Origin of the sequence: Cellulomonas fulva (genome assembly GCF_018531375.1) — a bacterium.
Lineage (GTDB): Bacteria > Actinomycetota > Actinomycetes > Actinomycetales > Cellulomonadaceae > Cellulomonas > Cellulomonas fulva.
Genome location: NZ_JAHBOH010000001.1, coordinates 2,565,442 through 2,590,186 on the forward strand (window position 1 = coordinate 2,565,442; position 24,745 = coordinate 2,590,186).

Annotated in this window: 22 protein-coding genes; 15 read left to right on the top strand and 7 right to left on the bottom strand. The window is 75.4% G+C overall.

Going from position 1 to position 24,745, the window contains the following annotated elements:
- Window positions 1-11 precede the first annotated feature (11 nt).
- Window positions 12-1,094, top strand: a complete 1,083-nt coding sequence (locus KIN34_RS11405; RefSeq protein ID WP_214350533.1) for a GNAT family N-acetyltransferase — start codon at window positions 12-14, stop codon at window positions 1,092-1,094.
- A gap of 101 nt (window positions 1,095-1,195) precedes the next feature.
- Window positions 1,196-2,056: a lysoplasmalogenase family protein gene (locus KIN34_RS11410; protein WP_237689092.1), complete on the top strand. Its 861-nt coding sequence runs from the start codon at window positions 1,196-1,198 to the stop codon at window positions 2,054-2,056.
- A 20-nt stretch (window positions 2,057-2,076) separates the two neighbouring features.
- Here KIN34_RS11410 and KIN34_RS11415 read toward each other — a convergent pair whose 3' ends face one another.
- Window positions 2,077-4,563 (bottom strand): DNA gyrase/topoisomerase IV subunit A, encoded by a 2,487-nt coding sequence (locus tag KIN34_RS11415; RefSeq protein WP_214350535.1) that lies wholly within the window; start codon window positions 4,561-4,563, stop codon window positions 2,077-2,079.
- Between the two features lie 119 nt (window positions 4,564-4,682).
- Between KIN34_RS11415 and KIN34_RS11420 the strand changes: the two genes are divergently transcribed.
- From KIN34_RS11420 to KIN34_RS11435, 4 genes are all read left to right on the top strand, one after another.
- A complete protein-coding gene (locus KIN34_RS11420; protein ID WP_214350537.1) occupies window positions 4,683-7,427 on the top strand; it encodes a GNAT family N-acetyltransferase in 2,745 nt (914 codons plus the stop codon).
- A gap of 95 nt (window positions 7,428-7,522) precedes the next feature.
- Window positions 7,523-8,095 carry a DUF5998 family protein gene (locus KIN34_RS11425; RefSeq protein ID WP_214350540.1) on the top strand — a complete coding sequence of 191 codons (573 nt, stop codon included), beginning with the start codon at window positions 7,523-7,525 and terminating at the stop codon, window positions 8,093-8,095.
- Between the two features lie 8 nt (window positions 8,096-8,103).
- The gene (locus tag KIN34_RS11430) at window positions 8,104-9,339 is read left to right on the top strand and encodes an alkaline phosphatase family protein (RefSeq protein ID WP_214350543.1); all 1,236 of its coding nucleotides are present in this window, start codon (window positions 8,104-8,106) and stop codon (window positions 9,337-9,339) included.
- A 55-nt stretch (window positions 9,340-9,394) separates the two neighbouring features.
- On the top strand, window positions 9,395-10,063 hold the full coding sequence (locus KIN34_RS11435) for a thymidine kinase (protein ID WP_214350546.1): 669 nt from the start codon (window positions 9,395-9,397) through the stop codon (window positions 10,061-10,063).
- A 9-nt stretch (window positions 10,064-10,072) separates the two neighbouring features.
- On the opposite strand, the gene sepH is transcribed toward KIN34_RS11435, so the two are convergent.
- Complete coding sequence (gene sepH / locus KIN34_RS11440) at window positions 10,073-11,341, bottom strand: septation protein SepH (RefSeq protein ID WP_214350548.1); 1,269 nt, start codon at window positions 11,339-11,341, stop codon at window positions 10,073-10,075.
- A gap of 210 nt (window positions 11,342-11,551) precedes the next feature.
- Between sepH and KIN34_RS11445 the strand changes: the two genes are divergently transcribed.
- Together KIN34_RS11445 and KIN34_RS11450 are read left to right on the top strand one after the other, a co-directional pair.
- Entirely contained in the window at window positions 11,552-12,400 is an 849-nt protein-coding gene (locus KIN34_RS11445; protein WP_214350551.1) for an inositol monophosphatase family protein, read from the top strand.
- Between the two features lie 173 nt (window positions 12,401-12,573).
- Window positions 12,574-12,873: a DUF4193 domain-containing protein gene (locus KIN34_RS11450; RefSeq protein ID WP_013883495.1), complete on the top strand. Its 300-nt coding sequence runs from the start codon at window positions 12,574-12,576 to the stop codon at window positions 12,871-12,873.
- 132 nt (window positions 12,874-13,005) lie between these two features.
- Here KIN34_RS11450 and KIN34_RS11455 read toward each other — a convergent pair whose 3' ends face one another.
- Complete coding sequence (locus KIN34_RS11455; RefSeq protein ID WP_214350554.1) at window positions 13,006-13,491, bottom strand: DUF3093 domain-containing protein; 486 nt, start codon at window positions 13,489-13,491, stop codon at window positions 13,006-13,008.
- Window positions 13,492-13,592: 101 nt separating this feature from the next.
- On the opposite strand from KIN34_RS11455, the gene dut reads away from it, so the two are divergent.
- From dut to KIN34_RS11475, 4 genes are all read left to right on the top strand, one after another.
- Entirely contained in the window at window positions 13,593-14,060 is a 468-nt protein-coding gene (dut, locus tag KIN34_RS11460; protein ID WP_214350557.1) for a dUTP diphosphatase, read from the top strand.
- Between the two features lie 130 nt (window positions 14,061-14,190).
- Complete coding sequence (locus KIN34_RS11465) at window positions 14,191-14,943, top strand: DUF3710 domain-containing protein (protein ID WP_307858198.1); 753 nt, start codon at window positions 14,191-14,193, stop codon at window positions 14,941-14,943.
- The gene (locus KIN34_RS11470) at window positions 14,940-15,308 is read left to right on the top strand and encodes an OB-fold nucleic acid binding domain-containing protein (protein ID WP_214350561.1); all 369 of its coding nucleotides are present in this window, start codon (window positions 14,940-14,942) and stop codon (window positions 15,306-15,308) included. The genes KIN34_RS11465 and KIN34_RS11470 overlap by 4 nt, the downstream gene beginning before the upstream one ends.
- Window positions 15,309-15,453: 145 nt before the next feature.
- Window positions 15,454-16,107: a DUF3159 domain-containing protein gene (locus KIN34_RS11475; RefSeq protein ID WP_214352060.1), complete on the top strand. Its 654-nt coding sequence runs from the start codon at window positions 15,454-15,456 to the stop codon at window positions 16,105-16,107.
- On the opposite strand, the gene KIN34_RS11480 is transcribed toward KIN34_RS11475, so the two are convergent.
- Both KIN34_RS11480 and KIN34_RS11485 read right to left on the bottom strand, forming a co-directional pair.
- The gene (locus KIN34_RS11480) at window positions 16,070-16,756 is read right to left on the bottom strand and encodes a potassium channel family protein (protein WP_214350564.1); all 687 of its coding nucleotides are present in this window, start codon (window positions 16,754-16,756) and stop codon (window positions 16,070-16,072) included. The two genes, KIN34_RS11475 and KIN34_RS11480, sit on opposite strands and share 38 nt — an antisense overlap.
- Window positions 16,753-17,403 carry a potassium channel family protein gene (locus KIN34_RS11485; RefSeq protein ID WP_214352062.1) on the bottom strand — a complete coding sequence of 217 codons (651 nt, stop codon included), beginning with the start codon at window positions 17,401-17,403 and terminating at the stop codon, window positions 16,753-16,755. The genes KIN34_RS11480 and KIN34_RS11485 overlap by 4 nt, the downstream gene beginning before the upstream one ends.
- Window positions 17,404-17,579: 176 nt before the next feature.
- On the opposite strand from KIN34_RS11485, the gene KIN34_RS11490 reads away from it, so the two are divergent.
- Both KIN34_RS11490 and KIN34_RS11495 read left to right on the top strand, forming a co-directional pair.
- Window positions 17,580-19,580 (top strand): APC family permease, encoded by a 2,001-nt coding sequence (locus tag KIN34_RS11490; RefSeq protein WP_214350567.1) that lies wholly within the window; start codon window positions 17,580-17,582, stop codon window positions 19,578-19,580.
- Entirely contained in the window at window positions 19,573-20,814 is a 1,242-nt protein-coding gene (locus KIN34_RS11495; protein WP_214350570.1) for a class I SAM-dependent RNA methyltransferase, read from the top strand. Before KIN34_RS11490 ends, KIN34_RS11495 begins: the two co-directional genes overlap by 8 nt.
- 16 nt (window positions 20,815-20,830) lie before the next feature.
- Here KIN34_RS11495 and KIN34_RS11500 read toward each other — a convergent pair whose 3' ends face one another.
- A complete protein-coding gene (locus tag KIN34_RS11500) occupies window positions 20,831-22,735 on the bottom strand; it encodes a carboxypeptidase regulatory-like domain-containing protein (protein ID WP_214350573.1) in 1,905 nt (634 codons plus the stop codon).
- Between the two features lie 163 nt (window positions 22,736-22,898).
- Window positions 22,899-24,143 (bottom strand): pectate lyase, encoded by a 1,245-nt coding sequence (locus KIN34_RS11505; protein WP_214350576.1) that lies wholly within the window; start codon window positions 24,141-24,143, stop codon window positions 22,899-22,901.
- Between the two features lie 310 nt (window positions 24,144-24,453).
- On the opposite strand from KIN34_RS11505, the gene KIN34_RS11510 reads away from it, so the two are divergent.
- Window positions 24,454-24,618, top strand: coding sequence for a translation initiation factor 2 (locus tag KIN34_RS11510; RefSeq protein WP_214350579.1), 165 nt, complete (start codon window positions 24,454-24,456; stop codon window positions 24,616-24,618).
- The last annotated feature ends 127 nt before the right edge of the window (window positions 24,619-24,745 follow it).

A 24,745-nucleotide genomic window follows, 5' to 3' on the forward strand; every position in this document is an offset into this window, starting at 1 on the left:
AGCCTGGCGCCATGTCCTCCTCCGCGACCACCTCCGCGAGCACCTCGGCGACCACCGCCGAGACCCCCGACCAGGCGCCCGTACCGATCGCCGATCGCGCCCGCCCGCCGGCCGAGGTCCGCGTGCCGTCCACCGCGCACGGGCTGACGTGGCGTCCGCTGACCGTCGCGGACGCCGGGGCGCTCACGACGCTCGTCACCGCGATCGAGGAGGCGGACGCCGAGCCGTTCCGGACGTCGTTCGACGAGGTGACGGAGAAGTTCGACGGGGCCTGGAAGGACCACGAGCGGGACACGCTCGCCGGCGTCGACGGCTCGGGCGCCCTGCGGGCCTGGGCCCAGGTCACCCAGCCGCCGGGCGACGTGCGCGTGGTGCGGACCTTCCTCGAGGGCGGCGTCGACCCGGCGTGGCGCGGGCGCGGGATCGGGCGCGAGCTCCTGGCCTGGCAGGTGGACCGGGCGCGCCAGGTGCTCGCCGCCACGGGCAAGGACGTCCCGGGCCGCATCGGGGCGTTCGCCTCCGAGCAGGCCGCGTCGGCCGCAGCCCTGCTGCAGTACGCCGGGCTGGCGCCCATCCGGGTGTACTCCGAGATGCGCCGACCGCTGGACGCGGACCTGCCCGAGCTCCCGGCGCCCGGCGGCGTGCGGCTCGCGCCGTGGTCAGACGAGCGCGACGACGACGTGCGGCTCGCGCACAACGAGGCGTTCGCGTCGCACTGGGGCAGCGAGCCGCAGACCGCGGAGGCCTGGCGCAGCGGACGCAGCCAGTTCGCGCCGGGGTGGAGCCTGGTCGCGCTGGACGAGGAGAGCGACGAGGTCGTCGGTTACCTCCTCGCGGGGCGCTACGAGCAGGACTGGGAGATCGCCGGGCACAGCTCCGGCTACGTCGAGCTGCTGGGGGTGCGGCCCGGGTGGCGTCGACGCGGCATCGCTCCCGCGCTGCTCGCCGCGGCCATGGCACGCGTGCGTGCGGACGGCATCGAGTACGCGGAGATCGGCGTCGACACGGAGAACCTGTCCGGCGCGCTGGGCCTGTACACGTCGCTGGGGTTCACGCCCTTCCACCGGTCGACGCTCTACACGATCGAGCTCTGACCCGGGCGTCGCGCTCGCTGACGAGCGCGGGATAGCATCGCGCCGGCGGACGACGGTGTCCGCCGTCGTGCTGCCGGCGGTGCCGGCGGGAAGGACGTCCGATGCCCCCGTCGGTCGTGCCGCGGTCCGGGTCCGGCACCCGTTCCGCCGGCTGGCCCCGTGCCCGGCGCGTCGCCGGGCCGGCTCCCTGGTCCATGGGCTGGGCCATCGGCTGGTCCACCGGGTGGGTGCTCGCCGTCGCGCTGCACCTCGGTGCGCTCGTCGCGGGTGCCGAGGTGCTCGCCGACGTCACGCAGTGCCTGATCACGCCGCTGCTCGCGGGGGCGCTCGTCGCCGCGACGCGCTGGCCGCGCGGGCACGTCGTGACCTGGTCCCTGGCCGGGCTCGGCGCCTGCTTCCTCGGCGACGCCGCGCCGCGCCTGCTCGCGGGCGACGCAGCGTTCCTGGCGATGGTGGGCTGCTTCCTGGTGGCCCAGGTGGCGTACGTCGTGGCGTTCGCGCCGCGGGTGAGGCGCAGCGTCGTGCGCACCCGGCCGGTGTGGCTCGTCGCGTACGCCGCCGCGCTCGTCGCGCTGGTCGCGCTGTGCGCTCCGCACGCGGGCCCGCTGCTCGTGCCCGTGGCGGTCTACGGCGGCCTGCTCACGGCGATGGCGGTGCTCGCGACGGGCCTCGGTCCCCTCGGTGCGGCGGGCGGCGCCGTGTTCCTCGTCTCGGACGCCCTGATCGCGCTGGGGCGGTTCGTGCCGGGCTGGGACCTGCCCGGCCACGACGTCGCCGTCATGCTCACCTACGCGGTCGGTCTGGGCCTGCTCGTCCTCGCGGTCGCGCGGGACGACCGGACGCAGCGCACCACCTCCGCGGCACGCACGCGCGAGCGCGCGGCCGCGAGCGTGCGCGCGGAGCGCGACGAGCGCGACAACGTCGTCCCGCTCGTCGCCGTGCGGCGGCGGCTGGAGGTCTGAGGCGCCGGTGGCGCGTGCCGTCAGCCGACGGCGTGCACGGGCGCGGGCAGGGCCGTGCCGGACATGTCGCGGCGCGGGTCGAGCTCGGGCAGCTCCACGGGCTGACCGGCGGAGCCGCACGCCCAGGCGGGCGCCGTCCCGACCCAGGCGAGGATGAGCGCGTCCTCACCCTTGAGGAACCGGTGCGAGCGGACGCCGCCGGTCGCGCGGCCCTTGCCCGGGTAGGCCTCGAACGGCGAGACCTTCGCGGAGCCCGACTGCGTGCCGGGCAGGGCGGACGACGAGCCGGCGACCGTGACGACGACCGCGTCGGGCACGAGCGCGGGCGTCACCGCACCGAACGTGACGACGCGCTGTCCCGCCGCGAGCTTGATGCCCGCCATGCCGCCCGCGGCACGGCCCTGGGGCCGGACCTGGGTCGCCGGGAAGTGCAGGAGCGAGGTGTCCGACGAGACCAGCACGAGCTCGTCGTCGTCCGCCACGTGGGTGGCGCCGACGACCTCGTCGCCGTCCTTGAGCCCGATGACCTCCCACGCGTCCCGGTTGCTGGGCACGTCACCCGGCGCGACGCGCTTCACGACGCCCTGTGCGGTCGCCAGCGCGAGCGTCGGGGCGTCGGCCGCGAGCGAGGCCAGGGCGACCACGCGTTCGCGCGGCTCGAGCGCGACGACCTCGCCCACCGGCACCCCGCCGCCGAGCGACGGCGCCCCGTCGGTGGGCGGCAGCGCGGGCAGGTCGAGCATGGACAACCGGACCAGACGGCCGCGCGACGTCACGACGCCCACCTCGGCGCGTGTGCTCGTCGCGAGCGTCGAGGCGAGCACGTCGTGCTTGGCGCGCCGGGTCTGCGGCGTCCGCACCAGCGGCTCGTCGCTCGCGGTCCGGGCGAGCAGGCCGGTGCCGGACAGGAGCGCCCAGCAGGCGGTGTCGGCGATCTCCAGCGGCGCCGCGACGCCGCGCGAGCTGCGCGCGGCCGCCGCCGCCCCGGTGACGGCCGACCCGCCGGCGGACTCGAGCAGGATCGTGCGGCGCGGCGTGCCGTAGGTCGCGGCGACCTGCGCCATCTCGTCGGAGACCACGGTCCGCAGCAGCGCGTCGTCGGCCAGGATGCCGCGCAGCTCCGCGATCTCGGACTCGAGCTGCTCCTTCTCACGCTCGAGCTCGAGGCGGGAGAACTTGGTCAGCCGGCGCAGCCGGAGCTCGAGGATGTACTCGGCCTGCGGCTCGGACAGGTCGAACACCGTGCGCAGGCGCTCGCGCGCGGCCTCGGCGTCGTCCGACGTGCGGATCACCTGGATGACCTCGTCGATGTCGAGGATCGCGACCAGCAGGCCCTCGACCAGGTGCAGGCGCTCGAGCCGCTTGCGCAGGCGGTGCTCGGACCGGCGCCGGACCACGGCGATGCGGTGCTGGACCCACACGTCGATGAGCTCGCGCAGCCCGAGCGTGCGCGGCTGGCCCTCGACCAGGGCGACGTTGTTGATCGAGAACGAGTCCTCGAGCGGGGTGGCGCGGTAGAGCTGCTCGAGCACGGCGTCGGGGTCGAAGCCGGCCTTCACCTCGATGACCAGGCGCAGGCCGTGCTGCCGGTCGGTGAGGTCGACCGCGTCCGCGATCCCGGAGAGCTTCTTGGCCTGCACGCCCTCCTTGATCTTCTCGATCACCTTCTCCGGGCCGACGGTGTACGGCAGCTCGGTGATGACGATGCCCTTGCGTCGCGGCGTGACGTTCTCGACGCGCGCCGTCGCGCGCGTGCGGAACGCCCCGCGGCCGGTGCGGTACGCGTCCCGCACGCCGTCGAGCCCGACGATCTTGCCGCCGGTCGGCAGGTCCGGCCCCGGGACGAACCGCATCAGGTCCTCGAGCGTGGCGTCCGGGTGCAGCACCAGGTGCCGCGCTGCCGCCACCACCTCGACCAGGTTGTGGGGCGCCATGTTCGTCGCCATGCCGACGGCGATGCCGGCCGCGCCGTTGACCAGGAGGTTCGGGATCGCGGCGGGCAGGACCTCGGGCTGCGTGAGCTTGTTGTCGTAGTTGGGCACGAAGTCGACGACGTCCTCGTCGAGGTCGCCCGTCATCGCGAGGGCCGCGGGCGCCATGCGGGCCTCGGTGTAGCGCGGGGCGGCCGGACCGTCGTCCAGCGAGCCGAAGTTGCCGTGGCCGTCGACCAGCGGCAGCCGCAGGCTGAACGGCTGCGCGAGGCGGACCATTGCGTCGTAGATGGCCGTGTCGCCGTGGGGGTGGAGCTTGCCCATCACCTCGCCGACGACGCGCGCGGACTTCACGTAGGGCCGGTCCGGGCGCAGCCCCATGTCGGCCATCTGGAACAGGATGCGGCGCTGCACGGGCTTGAGGCCGTCGCGCGCGTCGGGCAGCGCGCGCGAGTAGATGACCGAGTACGCGTACTCGAGGAAGGAGCCCTCCATCTCGGCGGCGACGTCGATGTCGACGATCTTCTCGACGAGGTCCTCGGGCGGCAGGTCCGGGGTCGCGGGGCGACGGGCCATGCGGTGGTGCTCCTCGGGGGGTCGTGCCGGTGGTGCGCGCGGACGGCGGGATGACGGCCCATTCTCGCCCGGTCGGCGACGCTCACGTGCCAGGCGCGCGGGATCGCTAGCCTGACAGCATGCAGGACGCGAGGGAGCGGTACCCGGCGGGCTGGGAGGCCGACGTCGTCCTGCAGGACGGGTCGACGACCCGCGTGCGCCCCATCCGCCCGTCGGACGCCGAGGCGCTGCAGGCCTTCCACGTCGCGCAGTCGGAGCGGTCGACGTACCTGCGCTTCTTCGCGCACCTCGAGCGGCTGCCGGAGCGCGACCTGCACCGCCTCGTGACGGTCGACCACGTCGACCGGGTCGCGCTCGTCGCGACGACGGACGCCGACGAGCCGCCGGGCTACCGGATCATCGGCGTCGCGCGGTTCGACCGGATCGGCGACGACGAGGCGGAGGTCGCCTTCAACGTGGCGGACGCGCACCAGGGGCGCGGCGTCGGCTCCGTGCTGCTCGAGCACCTCGCGGCGGCGGCGCGCGAGCGCGGGGTCCGCCGGTTCGTCGCCGAGGTGCTGCCGCAGAACGGACGGATGATCGCGGTGTTCCGCGACGCGGGGTACGAGGTGCGCCAGCACTCCGAGGACGGGGTCGTCTCCCTCGCGTTCGACATCGACCCGACGGACCGGTCGCTCGCGGTGGTGGCCGACCGCGAGCACCGCGCCGAGGCGCGCTCGATGCGCGCGGTGCTGGGCGCGCGCTCGGTGCTCGTCGTCGGTCCCGCGCTGCCGGGCGCACCGCCGCCGCGCGCGCTGCACCTCGGCATGGCGCGGGCGGCGCACGCCCACCTGACGGCCGGGGACGCGCGCGTGCGGGTGCAGGCGGTCGGCCTGGGGCTCGAGCCCGGCGACTCGTCGTCCGACGACGTCCTCGCGCCCGTCCCCGCGGTCGGCGGGGATCCGTTCGCCGCGTCCTTCGCGAGCGTCGTCGGGCCCGTGGACCTCGCGGTGCTCGCGGTCCCGGCGCAGGCGGCTCCCGCGGTGGTCCGCGCGCTCGCGCCGCTCGGCGTCCGCGGCGTGGTGCTCATGTCCGCGGGGTTCGCCGAGGAGGGCGAGGCGGGCCTCGCGCGGCAGCGGGCGGTGCTGGCGGCGGCCCACGGTGCGGGCATGCGCGTGGTCGGGCCGTCGTCGTACGGCCTCCTGACCACGGGGGAGCACGGCACGCTCAACGCCTCCCTCGCCGCAGAGCTGCCGCGGGCGGGCCGCGTCGGGCTGTTCTGCCAGTCCGCCGCGCTCGCGGTGCCGCTGCTCGCCGGCGTGCGGCGGCGCGGGCTCGGCCTGGCCGAGTTCGTCTCGGCGGGGCACCGCGCGGACGTGTCCGGCAACGACCTCATGCAGTTCTGGGCCGACGACGACGGCACGGACGTGGTCGGGCTCTACCTCGAGTCGATCGGCAACCCGCGCAAGTTCTCCCGCGTCGCGCGGCGGCTCGCGCAGGTCAAGCCGGTGGTCGTGCTGACCGCCGGCCGGTCCGGCCAGGTGGTCCCGCCCGGGCACGCGGTGCGCGCGACGACGGCCCCCGCGCGGGCGGTCGACGAGCTCATGCGGCAGTCCGGCGCGATCCGGGTGGACAACACCCACCAGCTCCTCGACGTCGCCCAGCTCCTCGCGCACCAGCCCCTGCCCGCGGGCCGGCGGGTGTCCGTCCTGGCGAGCTCGTCATCGGTCGCGGCGCTCGTCGCGGAGGCCGCCGCCGCGGCCGGTCTCGTCGTCGCGGGCGCGCAGGTCCTGCCGGAGGACGCGGAGGTCGACGAGGCGCGGGAGCGGGTCGTCGCGGCGCTGCGCGACCCGGACGCGGACGTCGCGATCGTCGTGCGGATCCCGACCGTCGGCGGGCCGGACGTCGGGCTGGCGTCGCTCGTCGCGCACGAGGCGGCGGCGTCCGGGCGGACCGTCGTGGCCTGCGTGCACGGGCTGAGCGGTGTGACGCCCGAGCTCACCGCGCCGGACCCGGCCGGCACCCTGCGCACCGTCCCCGCGTACACGACGCCCGAGGACGCCGCGCTCGCGCTCGGTCACGCCGCGCGCTACGCGGCCTGGCGGGCGCGGGACCACGGCCGGCCGCTGCACCCGGCGGGGATCGACCTGCGGGCGGCGCGACGGCTGGTGGACGCCCGGCTGGCCACCGACGCGGAGGTCCCGCTCGACGCGCGGTCGGCCGCGGAGCTGCTCGCCGCCGCAGGGGTCGCGGTGCTGCCGTCGGCCGGCGTGCGCGACGCCGACGAGGCGGTCGCGGCGGCCGCCGCGACCGGGTACCCCGTCGCGCTCAAGACCACCGCGCCGGCGCTGCGGCACCGTGCCGACCTGGGCGGCGTGCGGCTCGACGTCGCCGACGAGGCCGAGCTGCGGGCCGACGTCGAGCAGGTGCTGGCGCTCGCGGCCGAGCACGCGCCGGAGCCGGGCGCCCCGCCGCTCGAGGTCCAGGCGATGGCACCGCGCGGCTCGTCGTGCGTCGTCCGCTCGCTCGAGGACCCGCTCTACGGTCCGGTGATCAGCGTGGGGCTCTCGGGCGACGCGTCGGACCTGCTCGGCGACGTCGCCTACGGCATCCCGCCGCTGACCGACGTCGACGTGGCCGACCTGGTGCGCTCGCCGCGGGCAGCGCCACGGCTGTTCGGCTACCGCGGCCTGCCGCCCCTGGACGTCGCCGCGCTCGAGGACGTGGTCGCGCGCGTCGCGGTGCTGTCCGACGCGGTCCCGGAGATCCGCCACCTCGAGCTCAACCCGGTGGTGGTGGGGGAGCGCGGGGCCACGGTGCTCGCGGCGCGCGTGACGCTCGCGCGCGCCCACCGTGCGGACGCGCGGCGCCGGCTGCCGGGCTGATCGGCCCGCTGAACCGGTTCGTGCGTCCCCCCGACGGGCGACGCGTCGGTGGATGACGGTGGGGCGGGGGCCGTCCGCGGTGCGAAGATGAGCAGATGCCCGCTGCCGCACCCTCCTTGCGCGAGGACCTGCACCGTGCCGGTTACTACCCGGAGCTCGTCGCCGACGTGCTCGAGGTCGCCCTGGGCGACGAGACCGTCACGGCGCACCTGGTGCACCCCGAGACCACGTTCGACTCCGCGGAGGTGCGACGCCACGTCACCGTGCTCGTGCTGACGCCGACCCGCCTGGTGTGCGCGCACGTCGACGACCATCCGGCCGACTCCGAGCACCCGGCGGCGTCCGCGTCCGCGACCACGGAGTCCGTGCCGCTCGCCGAGCTGCGGTCCGTGGTCCTCACGCACGTGGTCGAGGAGCCCGAGCGGCACACGAGCGGCGCCTCGGCGCTCGAGCTCACGCTCGCGATCGGGTGGGGCGCGGTGTCGCGGGTCGACCTCGAGCCCGCGACGTGCGGCGACCCCGCGTGCGAGGCGGACCACGGCCTGACGGGCACGCTGTCGCCGGACGACGTCGTGGTGCGGGTCAGCGCGGCGGCGGAGGGCGTGGAGTCCGTGCGCGCGGCCACGCAGTTCGCACGGGCGCTGTCCGCGGCGAGCGCGCGGCGCTGAGGACCGACGTGGCTGCCCCGACGACCGTCGGCTCGACCTCCGCCGCCGGCTCTCCGACCGCGCTCGCCGACGCCGCGGAGGCGAGCGGGCTCCTGCTGCCCGGCGCCGACGGGCGGCCGTGCCTCGGCACGGTGCTGCCCGCGGTCGCGGGTGCGCTGACCGCCGCGGGCGCCGCGGAGCCGTCTCCCGCGCTCGGCGCCTCGTGGGCCGCGGCGCTCGCGACGCTCGGGCTGCCCGTGGCGGACCGGGTGTGCGTCGTCCTGGTCGACGGCCTCGGCCACCTCAACCTCGCCGAGCGCAGCGGGCACGCGCCCTTCCTGCGGTCCGCGTCCGCGGGGTCGTCGCCCCTGAGCAGCACGTTCCCGTCGACCACCGCGACCGCGCTCGGCACGTTCGGCGTCGCGGAGCCGCCCGGCCGCACCGGCATGCTGGGCTACACGGTGCGTGACCCGGCGACGGGCACGCTCGGGAACCTCGTCTCGTGGACGGACCTGCCGGAGCCGGAGCACTGGCAGCCGCACGCCAGCGTGCTCGAGCACCTGACGGCCGCAGGCGCCGCGGTCACGAGCGTCGGCCCCCGGCGGTTCGCGGGCTCGGGCCTGACGCGGGCAGCCCTGCGCGGGGCTGCGTACGTCCCGGCCGAGCCGCTCGCGGCCCGCGTCGACGCGGCGGTCCGGGCGCTGCGGGCGCCGGGCCTGGCGTACCTGTACTGGGGCGACGTGGACAAGGCCGGCCACCACCACGGCGTGGGCTCGTGGCAGTGGGGCGACGCGCTCGCCGACGCGGACGCCGAGATCGGCCGGCTGGCGCGATCGCTTCCCCGCGGGACCGTGCTCCTGGTGACCGCCGACCACGGCATGGTCGACGTCGACCGGACCCGGCGCTGGGACGTCGCGGACGACGAGCGGCTCGCGCACGACGTCGCGCTGGTCGCGGGCGAGCCGCGCGCCTCGCACCTGCACCTGCGGCCGGGCGCGGACGCCGAGCGCGTCCGCGACGTGTGGGCCGACGAGCTCGGCGACGCCGCGCTGGTGCTCACGCGCGAGGAGGCCGTCGCCGGCGGGCTGTTCGGTGCCGTCGACGAGCGGGTGCTCCCCGTCGTCGGCGACGTCGTCGTCGCGATGACCGAGCGGGCGACCGTCGTCGACTCGCGGACCCAGACGCCGGCCTCGCTCGACCTCGTCGGCGTGCACGGCTCGCTCACCCCGCACGAGATGCTGGTGCCCTGCATCGTCGTCGCCTGACGACGGCCCGACCGACGCCCGCACCGCGGGCCCGACCCGACGAGGAGCGCGGCTGGTGGCCGAGCTGGTCTTCTTCTCCGGCACGATGGACTGCGGCAAGTCGACCCTCGCGCTCCAGATGCACCACAACCACGCCGCGCGCGGCCGGGACGGCGTGCTGTTCACGCGCCAGGACCGCGCGGGGACGGCGACCATCTCCTCCCGCCTGGGCCTGACGAAGGAGGCGTGCGAGGTCGACGACGCGACGGACTTCTGGTTCGAGGTCATCGACCGGCGCACGCAGGGCCGTCCCGTGGACTACCTCATCGGCGACGAGGCGCAGTTCTACACCGCCGCCCAGGTGGAGCAGCTCGCGCGCGTCGTCGACGAGCTGGGCGTCGACGTCTACGCGTTCGGCATCTCGACGGACTTCCGCGCCCGGCTGTTCCCCGGCGCGCAGCGCCTGGTCGAGCTCGCCGACCGGGTCGACGTGCTGCAGGTCCGCGCCCTGTGCTGGTGCGGCGCCCGCGCCACGCACAACGCGCGCGTGGTGGCGGGCCGCATGGTCGTCGAGGGTGCGCAGGTCGTCGTGGGCGACGTGGACGGCGGCTCGTCGGGCGGCGCCGACGAGGTCACGTACGAGGTGCTGTGCCGGCGGCACCACATGCGGCGCATGACCGCGGCCGCCGCGCGCGCGGCGGCGCCGAGCGCGCAGACGCTCGTCTCGAGCGTGCTGGACGGCTGACGCGCCCCGTCACTCCGGACGGGCGCCGAAGACGATCTCGTCCCAGCTCGGGACCTTCGCCCGGCCCTTGCGCGTGCGCGGCCGCTGCTCCTCGGCGGGGGCGTCGGCGCTGGCGGCGGTCGGCTCGGCGGCGGTGGGCCCGTCTGCGCCGCCCGACCGGGACGCGGACTCGTCCGCGGGCCGCGCCGAGGAGGCGGCGGCCGTCTCCGCGGTCGCGTCACCGGCGGTCGCCTCGTCCGTGTCCGCCGCCCTCGTGTCCGCCGCCTTCGTGCCCGCCTCGCTCGTGCCGGGCTCGCTCGTGCCGGCCTCCGGGGCCGACGAGCGCGCGCGGCCGCGCAGGTGCACGGGCAGGACGACGGCCTCGGCCTGAGGATCCGCGTCGACGGGGTGCGCGCCGGGGACGTCCTCGAGCCGCGCGAAGTCGAACGCGTGCTGCGGGCCGAAGCCCTCGAACTCGCCGGCGTCCTCGTCGTCGTCCTGCTCGACGGCCTGACGCACCCCGCGGCGCCCGCGCAGGTCGTCGAGCAGCGCGGCGGTCTGCTCCTGCGGGTCCACGGCCGGCTGCTCGTGCGTGTCGTCGTCGGGGGCGTCCGGGGCACCCGGGCGCGTGACGCCGCCGGCCGGCCGTGCGCCGCGCGCGGTCGCGACCGAGTCGAAGTCGAACACCACGTCCCGCACGGCGGCGAGGTGCCGGCGCGCCACGGGCTCGTCGGGCAGCTCGGTCTCCGAGAGCCAGCGCGCCTCGTCCTCGTCGGCGACGAGCGTGCGCGCGGTCGCGTCGAACGCCCACCGCGCCTCGTGCGGCGACCCCTCCACCGTGAACCGCGCGAGCACGTACCAGGGGCCGGACGGTTCGCGGGCGGCGTCCCAGGCGAGCGAGGACAGGTCGACGCCCCGCGCGGCCAGCCGGTCGGTGACCAGGTCGCCCAGCACGGGCGCGTCGGACTCGCGGCGCACCCGGGTCGCGCGCGCCTGCTCCGCCACGTACTCGCGCTCGGCCAGCACCGGGCCCTCGAACCGACGCACGTGCTCGACGGTGATGCCGGCGCCCTCGGCGACCTCCTGCGTGGTCGCGCCGGCGCGGATCCGTGCCTGGATCTCACGCGGGCTGAGGGTCCCCGCGCTCTCCGCGCGCAGCTGCTCGAGCTGCGGACGGTCACGGCGCACGGCCGCGCGCAGCGCCTCGTCGATGCGCAGACGGAAGCGCTGACCGTCGCCGCGCGACAGCACCAGGTGCTCGCCGTCGTCGTGCAGACCCACCAGCTCGAGCTCGTCCATCCGTCCTCCTACTGACCTCACCGACGAGGGTGCCACCTCCGCGGCGCCCCGCGCCGCAGGCGGCCCGGTGTGCCGTCCACCGGTGCACGCCAGGGAGACGTGATCCTCGCCCGCCGGTCCGGCCCCCGGGGAGGGTGCCGGACGCGGTGCGGGCGCGGGGGCGGGCACGGCGAGCCGACGCCCCGGCGGCCGGGCGGGCAGGATGGGCGCATGACGAACGCCGACCCCGCCCTGGTCCATGAGCTCATGACGACGGCGGAGGCCGTCGCCCGCGAGGCCGGGGCCCTGGTGCACGGCGGCCGGCCGACGCGCGTGACGGTGCACGCCACCAAGACCAGCCCGGTCGACGTCGTCACCGCCATGGACCTGGCCTCGGAGACGCTGGTCCGCGAGCGGCTGGCCGAGCTGCGGCCGGACGACGGGATCCTGGGGGAGGAGCAGGGGTTCGTGCGCGGCTCGTCGGGCATCACGTGGGTGGTGGACCCGATCGACGGGACGGTCAACTACCTGTACGGCCTCGCGTCGTGGTCGGTCTCCGTCGCGGCCGTGGTCGCGGGGCCCGACGAGCACGGCGCGCCGGACCCCCGGACATGGACGGTGCTCGCGGGCGCGGTGCACTCGCCGACCGACGGGCGGACGTACGTCGCGGGCGCGGGGCAGGGCGCCACGCTGGACGGTGCGCCGCTGCGCGTCAACGACCCGCAGCCCCTCGACCGCTGCCTCGTCGGCACCGGCTTCGGCTACCTCGTCGAGCGGCGCCGGGCCCAGGCGGTCGTCGTCGCCGACCTCCTGCCGCGCGTCCGGGACATCCGGCGCCTCGGCTCGGCGGCGCTCGACCTGTGCGCCGTCGCCGGCGGCGGGCTCGACCTGTACTACGAGCGCGGTCTGGCGCCGTGGGACATGGCCGCCGCGGGCCTGGTGGCGAGCGAGGCGGGTGCGGTCGTCACCGGCCTGCGCGGCCGTCCCGCGACGGACGCGATGACGGTCGCCGGACCGCCCGGAGGCATCGACCCGCTGCTCTCGTTCCTGGAGGACCACGGCGCCGACGCGACCGCCTGACGCCGCTCGGAGAGCGGTTCACCCGGCCGGGTGACCGGTTGCCCGCGTCAGCACTGTTCGCGCGCGGTGCAGATGTGGTGCACAATCCCCTGCGCGCGGGAACAAAACCCTCCAGCAGTGCATTGTTCACGCGTACTCACCAGCCCAGCCCAAGACGGAGTGTGACGCCACACATGGCTACCGACTACGACGCCCCGCGCAAGACCGAGGAGGACCTCAGCGAGGACTCGCTGCAGGAGCTCCAGGCGCGACGCGCGGACAAGAACTCCGGCGTGGTCGACGAGGACGAGACGGAGGCTGCCGAGGGCTTCGAGCTCCCGGGCGCCGACCTCTCGGGCGAGGAGCTCTCGGTCCGCGTGCTGCCCCGCCAGGCAGACGAGTTCACGTGCTCGCGCTGCTTCCTGGTCCACCACCGCAGCCAGCTCGCCTACGAGCGCGACGGGCAGCAGGTCTGCTCGGAGTGCGCGGCCTGACCGCCTGACCAGGTCCGGGGCCCCAGGTCCCGGACCGTCGGCGTCCGCCCGGACCGGCCTGCCGCCGGGCCGACGCCCCGCCTGCCTGACGGCCGGTCCCGTTCGCGGGGCCGGCCGTCCGTGCGTGCGGGCTCAGGCGGCGCGGAGCGCCGCGACGAGCGCCTCGGGCCGCCGCGTCGAGACCACCCAGTACGGCGTGGGGTCCGCCGGGTCGGCGAGCTCCGCCCGGACCGCGGTGCGCACCCAGCCGCGGTGGCACAGGAACGCGCGCGCGTCGAGGCCCGGCCCGAGCTCGTGGCGCAGGGTCGGCGCGTCGAGCGCGCGCGGCTCGCGCAGGAGGGCCACCGGGACGTGTGCACGGCCCGCGTGCAGCTCGCCGGCGACCACGCGCACGCGCGGCGTCGTCACGACGAGCGCGACCAGTCCGCCGACCAGCACGACGAGGCCCGCCACGACCGCGAGCACCCCGTCCACGGGCAGCAGGGCCGCGGCCAGCGTGCCGGCGAAGAACGGCACCGCGAGCCACCCGACGGCGCCGGGCCACAGCGCCTCGTCGAAGGCGGGGACGGTGGCGGGTCCGTCCACCGGACCGGAGGGGAGCGCGTCGGAGGCGGGCATGGCTCCAGGATCGCACCGCGCGCCCACGGTCCGGGCACCGTGTGCACAGCACGGACCGGAGAGCGGCCCGATGCGCACCCCGGCCGGTAGGGTCGGGGCCCGTGACGCGCGAACCCGACCTCGAGGTCCTGCTCCAGCTGCTCGACCCGGAGCTCCCGGCGCCCGCGTACGCCCATCCGGGCGACGCCGGCGCGGACCTGGTGACCCGCATCGACGTGACGATCCCGCCGCAGGGCCGGGCGACCGTGCCGACCGGCGTCGCGATCGCGCTGCCGGACGGGTACGCCGCGTTCGTGCACCCGCGCTCGGGGCTCGCGGCGCGGCACGGGCTCACGATCGTCAACGCCCCGGGCACCGTCGACGCGGGGTACCGCGGCGAGATCGCCGTGACGCTGCTCAACACCGACACCGAGCAGGCGATCGTGCTGCACCGCGGCGACCGGGTGGCGCAGCTCGTCGTGCAGAGGGTCGAGCGCGTCCGGTTCGTGGCGGTCGAGACGCTGCCCGGCTCCCACCGGGGCGAGGGCGGCTTCGGGTCCACCGGCGGGTGGCGCACGGCCGCCCACTAGGTCTGCGGCCCCGGGCGGGCTACTGTCGAATCAGGGACGCCGTCCGCGGGCGCGCGTCCGAGCGAGAGTCGCGGGTGCCCGTCGGGCGCCTGTGCGGACGGGCGCGTGGCGCCCGAGGAGGAGTGAGCACGTGGCGATGTTCCGGCGCCGTCCCAAGGACGGCGACGAGCCCGAGGTGCGCGACGACGCGCTCGAGGCCCAGTCCGACGTCGACGAGATCGACGAGCCCGACGAGCCGACGGCCGACGCAGGGGCGACGACGCCCGTGCCGCGGACGCACGGTCCGTGGGACGCCGCCGACGACGTCGACGACCGTCCGCGCGTCGACCTCGGTGCCCTGCACGTCCCCGGCGTCCCGGGGATGGAGCTGCGCATGGAGATCGACAAGACGACGAACGTCGTGTCGGCCGCGTCGGTGTCCGTCGACGGCTCGACGCTGCAGCTCCAGGCGTACGCGGCCCCGCGCACCGAGGGCATCTGGGACGAGATCCGCGGCGAGATCCAGCAGTCGGTGGTGGCGCAGGGTGGCGCGGCCGACGACCTGCCGGGACCGTTCGGACGGGAGCTCCTGGCCCGCCTGCCCGCGCGCACGCCGGAGGGCCGCACCGGTCACCGCCCCGCACGGTTCCTCGGCGTCGACGGACCGCGCTGGTTCCTGCGCGGCGTGATCACAGGGCGCGCGGCCGTCGAGCCCGCGGCCGCCCAGGTGCTCGAGCAGGTGTTCGGCGGGGTCGTCGTGGTCCGCGGGCAGGACGCCCGCCCGCCGCGCGACCTGCTGGCCCTCAAGCTGCCCGGTCAGGCCTCGGCCGCTCCGGTCGCGCCCGAGCCGGAGCAGTCCCTGGACCCGCTCACGCGCGGTCCCGAGATCACGGAGACCCGATGAGCCTCAAGGAGCGGCTGCGGTCCCTCGCGGCCTCGCAGGCCGAGATCGAGGCCCATGAGGAGCGCGCCGACGCCGAGCGCGCGGTGGGCTGCACCGCGGTGGACCACCTGCCCCTGCGGCAGCGCGCGAAGGTCAGCGGCATCATCCGCTCGGTGACGTTCCGGCCACGAGAGGGCGTCCCCGCCCTGGAGGCCGAGCTGTACGACGGCAGCGGCTCGCTCGCGCTGGTCTGGCTCGGTCGCCGCGAGATCGCGGGCGTGGGCCCGGGTCGTCGGCTGAAGGCCGAAGGTCTCGTGTGCGAGATCGAGGGCCGCCGCACCATGTTCAACCCGCGGTACGAGCTGCGGGCACGCCCCGGTGAGTGACCCGGGCGCTCCGGGTCGGTCCGGGGCCCACGACGAGCGCCCACCGGGCACGCCCGTTCCGTACGGCACGGCTCCCGACGTCGCCGACGAGGTGCTCGAGGCCGTCGACGACGTGGTCCCGCCCGACGAGGGCGGCGCGCGCGGCATGCGCGTGCTCGCCGCGCAGGAGTTCTCCGCGGCCGACGCGGTCGGCGGTGTCCGCGGCGTCGTCGAGTCCGTCGCGCCCGGCCTGCTGTTCGTCGTCGTCTACCTCGCGAGCGGCCAGCGACTGACCCCCGCGCTCGTGGCGGCCGGCGCGGCCGCCCTGATCGCGGTCGTGGTCCGGCTCGTCCAGCGCACGCCGCTGACGCAGGCGTTCTCGGGCGTGATCGGCGTGGGCATCGGCGTGTTCTGGGCGTGGCGGACCGGGGACGCGTCCGACTACTTCGCCTACGGGCTGCTGATCAACGCGGGCTACCTCGTCGGCACCCTTGCCACCGTGCTGGTGGGCTGGCCGCTCGTCGGGCTGGTCCTGGGCCTGTTCGCCAAGGACGGGCCGCTGGGCGGGGGACCGTGGCGCAACGCCGTGGCCTGGCACGACGACCGCGCCCTGCGGCGCGTGTACACGCTGGCCACGCTGCCGTGGGTCGCGATGTTCGCGCTCCGGCTCGCCGTGCAGCTCCCGCTGTACTTTGCCGACGACGTCGCGTGGCTCGGCACGGCGAAGCTCGCGATGGGTGTCCCGCTGACCGCGCTCGCGCTCTGGGTGAGCTGGGTCCTGGTCAGCCCGACACGCCGGGCGACGCCGTCGGCACCTTGAGCAGCAGCTCGAGGGCACCCTCGTCGGCGTCGCGCCCGGTCACGAACAGCAGCTCGTCGCGCGCCTCCAGCGTGTCGTCCGGGCTGGGCGCGATCGGCCGACCGCCGCGCACGATGCACGCGAGCACGACGTCGGTGGGCCACTCCACCTGACCGACGCGGATCCCGACGAGCGGTGCGTCGGGCGGCAGCGTGATCTCGAGGATGTCGGCGCCCGACTGGTGGAACGTGAAGATCCGGACCAGGTCGCCGACCGCCACGGCCTCCTCGACCATCGCCGTCATGATGCGCGGCGTCGAGACGGCGACGTCGACGCCCCACGCCTCGTCGAACATCCACTCGTTCTTCGGGTTGTTGACGCGGGCGACGGTGCGGGGCACCCCGAACTCGGTCTTCGCCAGGAGCGAGATGACCAGGTTGGCCTTGTCGTCGCCGGTGGCGGCCACCATCACGTCGCACTCGTCGGTGCGGGCCTCGCGGAGCGTGGGCAGCTCGCAGGCGTCAGCGAGGAGCCAGTCGGCCTCGGCGACCTGCGCCACCCGCATCGCGGTGGGCTGCCGGTCGATCAGCGTGACCTCGTGCTCGTGCGCGAGCAGCTCCCGGGCGATGGACCGGCCGACCGACCCGGCGCCGGCGATGACGACCCTCACTCCTCGACCTCCGGCTCGGACGTGAGGACGCGCTCGACGGACGCGAGGTCGTCCACGCGGACCAGGGCATGCACCACGTCGTTCTCCTGCAGGACGGTGCCCGCGGTCGGCAGGACGCCGTCGCCGTAGCGGGTCAGGTAGGCGATGCGTGCACCCGACGCGTCCTCGAGGGTCGCCAGCGTGCGGCCGACCCACCCGGTGTGCACGTCGATCTGCACCAGCGTGATCTGCCCCGACGAGTCGCGGAACTCGTCGGACGTGCCCATGGGCAGCAGCCGCCGCAGGACCTGGTGGGCGGTCCAGCGGACCGTCGCCACCGTGGGGATGCCGAGGCGCTGGTAGATCTCGGCGCGGTGCGGGTCGTAGATCCGCGCCACGACGTTCTCGATGCCGTACGTCTCGCGGGCCACGCGCGCGGCGAGGATGTTCGAGTTGTCGCCGTCCGCCACGGCGGCGAAGCCGTAGGCGTCGTCGATGCCCGCCTTGACCAGGGTGTCCCGGTCGAAGCCGAGGCCAGTGACCTTGTGGCCGGCGAACTCGTTGGACAGGCGTCGGAAGGACTCGGGGTTCTGGTCGATCACGGCGACCGAGTGGCCGTGCTCCTCGAGCGTCTGCGCGAGGCTGGCGCCGACGCGGCCGCAACCCATGATGACGAAGTGCACGGTCGGTCACGCTATACCCCGACGGACCCTCGGCGCGCGGTCGCGCACCCGCCGGGCGATCCGTCCGCACCGCCCGTCCGCCCCGCCAGTCCGCACGCCCGTCCGCACCGCTCGGCCTCGCCGTACGCAGGAGTGCTCGGGCACGCCTACGATGGGGCATCGTGTCGGACCTCTCGGATGCCGCCAAACGCCTGTTGCTCGGACGTCCGGTCCGCAGCGACAACCTCGGGCACACCCTGCTGCCGAAGCGCATCGCGCTCCCGGTCTTCGCGTCGGACGCGCTCTCGTCGGTGGCCTACGCCCCCGACGAGATCCTGCTGACGCTCTCGATCGCCGGCCTGTCGGCGCTGACGATCTCGCCGTGGGTCGGGATCGCCGTCGCGGTCGTCATGCTGACGGTCGTCGCGAGCTACCGCCAGAACGTCCGCGCATACCCCTCGGGCGGTGGCGACTACGAGGTCGCGACCGTGAACCTCGGTCCCAACGCCGGCGTGACGGTGGCCAGCGCGCTGCTGGTCGACTACGTGCTGACGGTCGCCGTGTCGATCTCGTCGGGCGCCCAGTACGCCGCGGCGGCGTTCCCCGCGCTCAAGGGGCACGAGGCGCCGTTCGCGATCGGGCTCGTGGTGCTCCTGACGCTCGTCAACCTGCGCGGCGTCAAGGAGTCCGGCCGCGCGTTCGCGGTCCCCGTGTACCTGTTCATGCTCGCGATCGGCCTGATCGCCGTGATCGGCTCGTGGCGCTACGTGGCCGGCACGCTCCCGCTCGCCGAGTCCGCCGAGCTCGACATCGCGCCCGAGGCGGGCTTCGAGCAGGGCCTGGTCGGGATCGCGGGCTTCTTCCTGGTACTGCGCGCCTTCGCGTCGGGCTGCGCCGCGCTCACGGGCGTCGAGGCGATCAGCAACGGTGTCCCGGCCTTCCGCAAGCCCAAGTCCAGGAACGCGGCGACCACGCTCGCGCTCCTGGGCGGGCTCTCGATCACGATGATCCTGTCGATCCTCATGCTGGCGAAGGCGACCGGCATCAAGTTCGCCGACGTCCCGGCGGAGCAGCTGCTGCTCGACGGCGTCCCGGTCGGCGAGGGGTACGAGCAGCACCCGGTGATCGCCCAGCTGGCGTCGGCGGTGTTCGAGGGGATGCCCGTCCTGGTCGCCGTCGTCGCGATCGTGACCGGCCTGATCCTCGTGCTCGCCGCGAACACCGCGTTCAACGGCTTCCCGGTGCTGGGCTCGATCCTGGCGCGCGACGGCTACCTGCCCCGTCAGCTCCACACCCGCGGCGACCGGCTGGCGTTCTCCAACGGCATCGTGACCCTCGCGGTCGTCGCGATCGCGCTGATCTGGGCGTTCGACGCGCAGGTCACGCGCCTGATCCAGCTCTACATCGTCGGCGTCTTCGTCTCCTTCACGCTGAGCCAGCTCGGGATGGTGAAGCACTGGACGCGCGAGCTGCGCACCGAGCCGAACCCCGCCGACCGCACGCGGATGAAGCGCTCCCGCGTGGTCAACGCGATCGGCCTCGGCATGACGGGCACCGTCCTGGTGGTCGTCCTGATCACCAAGTTCACGCACGGCGCCTACATCGCGATCCTCGCGATGATCGTCGTCTTCGTGCTGATGCAGGGCATCCACCGGCACTACGCCACGGTCCGCAAGGAGCTGGCGCTGGGGGAGGACCCGATGGCGTCCCGCGCCCTGCCGAGCCGCGTGCACGCGATCGTGCTGGTCTCGCACCTGCACCGGCCGACGATGCGTGCCATCGCGTACGCGCGCGCGTCGCGCCCGCAGGTGCTCGAGGCCGTCACGGTCGGGGTCGACGAGGACGACGTGGACGACCTGCGCGCGCGGTGGGACGCGATGGAGCTGCCCGTGCCGCTGCGGGTGCTCGACTCGCCGTTCCGCGAGATCACGCGGCCGGTGCTGCAGTACGTGCGGTCCATCCGCCGCGAGAGCCCCCGCGACCTCGTCGTGGTCTACATCCCGGAGTACGTCGTCGGTCACTGGTGGGAGCAGCTGTTGCACAACCAGAGCGCGTTGCGGCTCAAGGGCCGCCTGCTGTTCACACCCGGCGTCGTCGTGGCCTCGGTGCCGTGGCAGCTCGCCTCGTCGGAGGGGCAGACCGGTCTCGAGGACCACGTCCGGCGGACGGCGCCCCGTGGCTGACGGCCTGGTCGAGCTCGAGATCGGCCCCGTCGCGCACGGTGGCCACTGCGTCGCGCGGCTGGACGGCCGGGTCGTCTTCGTCCGGCACACGCTGCCGGGTGAGCGCGTGCTGGTCCGGCTGACGGACGCGGCGGACGGCGCCACCTTCTGGCGGGGGGACGCCGTGGAGGTCCTCGACGCCTCGCCCGACCGCGTGCCGAGCGCCTGGCCCGCCGCGGGCCCGGACGGCGTCGGCGGCGGCGAGCTCGCGCACGTCGCGCTGCCCGCGCAACGCGAGTGGAAGCGTGCGGTCCTGCGGGAGCAGCTGCAGCGCCTCGCGCACGACGAGCGCGACCTCGTGGTCCGTGCCGCGCCGGGCGACGACGAGCGTGGCGGCCTCGCCTGGCGGACGCGCATCGACCTGGTCGCGGACGCGGACGGCCGCGCCGGCATGCGCCGGCACCGGTCGCACGACGTCGTCGCGCTCGACTCGATGCCGCTCGCGGTCGAGGAGATCGCCGCGCTCGACCTGTTCTCCCGCCGCTGGCCCGCGGGCGCCCACGTCGAGGCGGTCGCGCCCGTGGGCGGTGATCGTCCCCTGGTGCTCGTCGACGGCGAGCCGTACGACCTCACGCGACGCCGCCCGGACAGCCGGCCGAACGCCCGCAGCTCGGTGCGCGAGGTCGTCGCGACGCCCGGGGGCGAGCGGACGTACCGCGTGGCGGCTGCCGGCTTCTGGCAGGTGCACCGCGCGGCGCCGGCCGCGCTCGTGGACGCCGTGCTGAGCGGCGTCGGCGACGTCGCCGGAGCCGTGGTGCTCGACCTGTACGCGGGGGCCGGCCTGTTCACGCTCCCGCTCGCCGACGCGGTGGGCGACGGCGAGGTGGTCTCCGTCGAGGGCGACGCCCGGGCCGTCCGCGACGCGCGGCGCAACCTGCACGACCGCGCCAACGTCGAGCTGCACGTGGGCGACGTCGCCCGGGTGCTGCGGGGGGACCAGGACGCCGGCTCGGACGTCGTGCACGCCGACGTCGTCGTGCTGGACCCGCCGCGCGCGGGAGCGGGCCGGGCGGTCCTGGAGGCCGTCGCGGCGCTGCGGCCCGAGCGCGTCGTGTACGTCGCGTGCGACCCGGCCGCGCTCGCCCGTGACGTCGCCCTGCTGGCCGACGCGGGCTACGGGCTCCAGACCGTCGAGGGCCACGACCTGTTCCCCATGACCCACCACGTCGAGGCCGTCGCGACGTTCACCCGCTGAGCGAGCGCCGCGACCGTCACACGACTCTCGAGGTGGTCGCCGACGTCCGCGACTGGCTGACGTACCCCGCTCGGGCCCCGGTCACCTTCACGTGCAGCCGGTGGCCGCGGTCGACGGACCTCGGCGTGTAGGTCTTCGCGGTGGCGCCCGAGATCGCCACGCCGTCACGGAACCACCGGTAGGCGAACGTGACGCCGGACGGCTTCCAGGCACCCACCTTGGCGGTCAGGGTCGCCCCGACGCGCGGGGTTCCGGAGACGGTCGGCTCCACCGACGTGAGCACGCCCTTGACCGCGGTGGTCGGCGCCGACGTCCGCGACGCCGTGTCGTACCCCGCGCGCGACCCGGTGACGCGGACCTTGATCAGGCGTCCGCGGTCGGCGGCGGTCAACCGGTAGGTCGCGGCCGTTGCGCCGGCGATCGGGCTGCCGGAGCGGTACCACTGGTAGCTGGTGCGGGTCGGCGTCGGGGTCCAGACGCCGACCTTCGCGGTGAGGGTCTTCCCGACGACCGCGGTCCCGGCGACGCCGGGTGCGACCGTGGTGAACGCGAGCCCGGGGACGCGGACGCTCGCCTGCGCGAGGCGCGTCCCGCCGGCCGGCCCGGTCGCGCGGTAGTAGGCGCGGACCTCGACCGTGGTGGCACGGTGCGCCGTCGTCACCGCGAACGTCGGACCGTATCCCGCCGGCACGCCGTCGACGTACCACTCGTACCCGGTGGACGCGTCGCCGGGCGAGACGGTGCCGTCGCTCGCGGAGAGGGTCCGGCCGGTGGCGGGCGTGCCCGCGATCGTCAGGGGCGCCGATGTCGTCGGGGCGGCGCCACCGATCTGACCGATGCCGGCCGTCCGCGTCATCGACGCGTAGCCCGTGCGCGTGCCCGTGACCTCGACCGAGACGTAGCGCCCCGCCAGTGCGGCGGTGGTGGTCAGGGTGCGGCCCGTCGCGCCGGCGACGGCCTCGCGCACGCCCTCGTCGGTGTACGACACCCACTGGTACCGGACCGCGACGCCGGACGGTCCCCACGTGCCCGGGTAGGCGGTCAGGGTGGTGCCCGTCGCGGTCGTCCCGACGACCGACGGGTAGCCCGGCGTCAACGCCTTGCCGGCGGTCTTCATGACGACCGTGCGCGTCACGCGCTGCCCGACGTCGGTGAACGAGGTGGTCCCGGCGTCCTCGAGCGGGACACCGCCCGTGCCGGCCTGGTTCCAGCAGCCGGCCTGGTGGCGCACCGTGGGAGTCCACGTGCCCCCGCCGTCGTCCGTGGGCTGGTACCAGCTGTCCGTGAAGCAGAGCCTCCACTGCGTGCCGGGCTCCACGGGGTGCCACATGCGGCCGTCCTCATCGGTGAGGAGCGGGCCGTACTGCCGCCCCACCCACCGGCCGGTCGCGGGGTCGCGGTCGTAGACGTTCCACGCGATGTTCGCGAGCGGCTTGCCGGTCTCGTCGACCGCCCGGCCGAGGACCCCCGACGTCGGCCGCAACCGGAACGTCAGCCCGGTGAGGTCGGCGGCACCCGTGTCGAACGTCTGCCAGCCCTCGACGCCGGCGGAGCCGTCCCACGTCTGGGTCCGCCACAGGTCGTCGGACTGCCAGTCGTCGTCGACCTGCAGTGCGCTGGGGCCAGCGGGGACGCCGGTGATCGCGAAGGTCCCGTCCGCCGCGGTGAGCGCCGAGTGCTGCTGGCCGCCGTTCGCTGGGCCGATCGCGACGCGAACGCCGGCGACGGCCTGGGACGCCGTGTCGGTCACCCGGCCCGAGACCGTGATGGTCGTGGCCGCGCCCGCGGGCACCGCCGGCGCGAGCGTCGCGACGAGCACGGCGGCGAGCGCCCCGGCGAGCGCGACGGCGGTGCGCCCGGCGCGGTGACGGGAACGGTGACGGGAACGAGCGGTCCCGTCGGGGGAGTCGGTCTGGGGCACGGCGTCCTCCGAGGGGTCTGGGTCCGTGGCGGGCGGCACATCGTATGTCGGATCCGTCCTGGTCCGACCGGATCATCCGACGGTGCGGCGGCCGACGGTGTGGCGCCGGGCGCGCCGCGGCGCCCGCCGGCCGAGGCCGACGAGCGCCGCGTCCGACGCGAGGTCAGCGGTAGGTGATGCTCGAGGTGCTGTACCCGCAGACCGCGCTCGGGCCCGAGCCGATCTTGCTGGGCTCGCCCGAGGTGACGCCCTTGTACTCCTCGCAGATCGCGATCTTCCTCGACGAGTCGCCGATGATCGTGATGCCCGTGAGCGTGGCCTTGTCGCCGAGGTTGGAGTTGATCCCGACGAGCGACTTGCCGGGGGCGGTGACCTGGACGTTGGAGACCACCACGGTGCGCGCGTACTGCTTCGAGCAGTTGCCGCAGGACCGGTAGAGCTTGCCGAAGTCCGAGACCTGGAAGTTCTTGATCACGAAGGTGCCCGGCCCGTTGTGCTGGAACACCTTGTCCGAGGCGCTGCGCGCGCCGCCGCCGTCGACGGTCATGGTCTGCGACGACGAGGTGCCCTTGAACGTCGCCGCGTCCTCCTCGACGTCCTCCCACCACACGTTCTGCAGCGTGCACGAGCCCTTGCAGTGGACGCCGTCACCCGCGCCGGAGCCGATGATGACGTTCTTGAGCACCGCGCCGTCCGCGAGCTCGAACATCGGGGGCTGCGACTCGTCCTGCCCGCCCGAGGAGATGCCGTAGTAGCGCACCATGCCGAGGTCGCGCGTGCCGCTCACCGCGATCGTCGACGAGACCTTCTGGGACCCGGTGGCCGACGGCCAGGACGGGAACGAGCCCGTCGTGCCGCTGCCGACCCGCACGAGCTCCCACTGCTGGTTGTACTGGTTGTTGTTCGTCAGCTGCGTGACGGTGGCGCCGTCCGCGGTGGAGCGGTCGGTCACGGTGACCGCCTTGCCGGAGTGGCGGTTGAGCAGCCGGACGCGGCCGCCCTCGGAGTCGGCCAGCTTGAACTGCTGGTTGGCGCCGTTGAGGTCGGTGAACTGCCGCAGCTCGCCGCCGTCCGCGGTCGACCAGCCCCAGACGTCCAGGACCTTGCCGGAGTGCCGTGCCTGCAGGCGGTAGTAGCCCGAGCCCGAGTCGAGGAACTTCCACTGCTGCCACGGGCCGTCGTTGCGCGGCCACTGCTGGATCACGGCTCCGTCGGCCGTCGACGTGTCGCGCACGTCCAGGACCTTGCCGCTCTGCCGGTTGACCAGGACGTACCAGGCGCTCGTGTCGACGCTCGCCGCGCTCGCGGGCACGGCGGTGGCCACGAGCGCGCCGGCGCCCACGGTCGCCGCCGCGACGACGGCCGCGACGAACCGGCGCAGCCGCCGGGGCTTGTGGTGCTGGATCATCGTCGATCCTTCCGTTCGGACCAGGAGGGAAGCGGTTCCCCTCAGCGGCCCGAAAGTAGGCGTGTGAGCGATCACACGCCAGGGCTCGGGGCCCCTCCGAATCGCTTCACCGCCGCCGGGACCGGGTCCGTGCGTCATCGGTGGCCCGCTGGCCGCGCGTCCCGCCACGGGCGGGCCGTGGACGACCGCGCGCCGGGTGCGCGCTGACGCGCGCACCCGCCTCGCGGGAGGACGGAGGTCGGCCTAGCGTGGCACCAGCAGGTGTCATGACCGGGGACGACGAGCACGACGAGCGACCAGGAGGCATCGGATGAGCGAGCACGACGACGCGCAGCACAAGCTGGCCGACGCGCGCCGGCAGGCGACGCAGGAGCTGTTCAAGCAGGGCACGCCCGACTACGACCAGCGCGCGCACCAGCGCGCCGTGGAGGCCGAGCGCAAGGCGGCGGAGGCTGCGGAGCCGCACGAGGGCTGACCCCGCGGGGCGTGCGCGCCCGCAGTGCTGCGAGCGCGGTCGTCTGAGGTCGGCAGGGCGCTCGGCGTGCGGGGTCGGGTGCGCGCGGCGCACGCTCGTGTGCGGTCGCCGCGCCGGGTAGCGTTCG